The organism is Microcystis sp. LE19-8.1F, from assembly GCF_027531715.1.
Taxonomy (GTDB): domain Bacteria; phylum Cyanobacteriota; class Cyanobacteriia; order Cyanobacteriales; family Microcystaceae; genus Microcystis; species Microcystis wesenbergii_A.
Map to the genome: position 1 here is coordinate 1 of NZ_JAPZSO010000169.1, position 1442 is coordinate 1442.

The window sequence follows — 1442 nt, forward strand, 5'->3', positions numbered from 1 at the left end:
ATATAGCCTAGAAATTGAACACTGGTGGCAAATTTTCCCGCTTTTATGGACATTACCGCGAGGACAACAGGGTTTATTATCTTGGGTGAGAACTCTTAAGGGGAAAGAAATTCAAATTCAGACTCGTAAACCCCATAGTATCAACACCGATGGCGAAATTACTAGCACTACTCCCGCCATGTTTCGAGTTATTCCAGCGGCCATAGGGGTCTATATTCCCCGTCAGGAAACACAATCTTAAAATTAACGAAAAGGAGGAGAATACAATAAACCCCCCTTTGTCCAAAGATTATTTAAACCTCGATCGAGTTGCAGGGGTTTACCGATTTCCCGATCATAAATTTCACCGTAATTACCCACCTGTTTTAAGACTCTTTGGGCAAAATCATTGGGTAAACCCATATCTTTGCCTAACTTCTCATCGATACCCAAAAAGCGCCGAATACTGGGGTCTTTGCTATCGGCAAAAGTGGCAATATTTTGGGAGTTAATCCCAAATTCTTCCCCTTGAATTAAACTAAAAACGATCGAGCGGACGGCATTCGACCAAGGGGGATCACCATCGGCCACGGCCGGGGCCAAGGGTTCCTTTGATATTACCACTTAGTTTACCACTGATAGGGAATAATATTAGTATCATAAGGTAAGCGATCTTCATCGGGTGCGTCTGCCTGAAAAGCGACCGAGTTTAGATGCAGTGCAAAAGCTTCCCGCTCGCCAATTGTCTGAAAACCATGCCAAATACCGGGAGGAATTTGTACCAGTTTAGGAGCCAATTCGCCTAAAAATATTGTGTTAATTTTGCCTCTGGTGGGTGAGGTTTCCCGGTCATCGTAAAGGACAAGTTTCAACAGTCCTGCCATGACGGCAATTTGATCAATTTGCGTTGTGTGTCTGTACCAAGCTTTAACAATACCGGGCAAAGTTGAAGTAATATAAACTTGTCCAAAGCCGGGGAAAATCTTATCGTCAGCCCGTTGAATTTCCATGAGTCGTCCTTTTTCATTTGGCAATAACTTGAGAGGGCAAACTTCTACACCTTCTATCCATTGCTCATTAGATTGTGTTAACTTTGTCATAGCTAAAGACTTAAGAATCATTGATCACTATAATGAACCCCATAACGAGCCACTATACTACAGATATTGACCATTTGCGTTTATTTCTATTTACCACAGATGCTTTATTGGCTAAACAAGCCGAGCAAGTAGGGATTGATAGTATCATTGTAGACTGGGAACGGATTGGTAAACGAGAGCGACAGATTAGCTATTCAACCCAAATCAACGCCGATACACCAGAAGCTAAGTACAGGACAAAAATTGTAGGGAATGAAGAAAATCCCGATGATTAGGCAAAGAAGGGTTAAGAATCAGATGACGAAGATGGTCAAAACCTAAGCGAAAAAGACTCTTAGCACGACGACCGTGTTTCTTGAGGGG

At 42.4% G+C, this 1442-nt stretch carries 1 protein-coding gene and 3 pseudogenes; 1 reads left to right on the plus strand and 3 read right to left on the minus strand.

The window, feature by feature from the left end:
* A pseudogene (locus O9334_RS16350) lies at nucleotides 1-241 on the plus strand (lipid kinase); the annotation flags it as partial.
* A gap of 2 nt (nucleotides 242-243) precedes the next feature.
* On the opposite strand, the pseudogene O9334_RS16355 reads toward O9334_RS16350, so the two are convergent.
* From O9334_RS16355 to O9334_RS16365, 3 genes and pseudogenes are all read right to left on the minus strand, one after another.
* A pseudogene (locus tag O9334_RS16355) lies at nucleotides 244-603 on the minus strand (amino acid ABC transporter substrate-binding protein); the annotation flags it as partial.
* Nucleotides 604-608: 5 nt separating this feature from the next.
* The gene (locus O9334_RS16360; RefSeq protein WP_190381557.1) at nucleotides 609-1079 is read right to left on the minus strand and encodes a dTDP-4-dehydrorhamnose 3,5-epimerase family protein; all 471 of its coding nucleotides are present in this window, start codon (nucleotides 1077-1079) and stop codon (nucleotides 609-611) included.
* Between the two features lie 225 nt (nucleotides 1080-1304).
* Nucleotides 1305-1442 (minus strand): annotated as a pseudogene (locus tag O9334_RS16365) (IS4 family transposase); the annotation flags it as partial.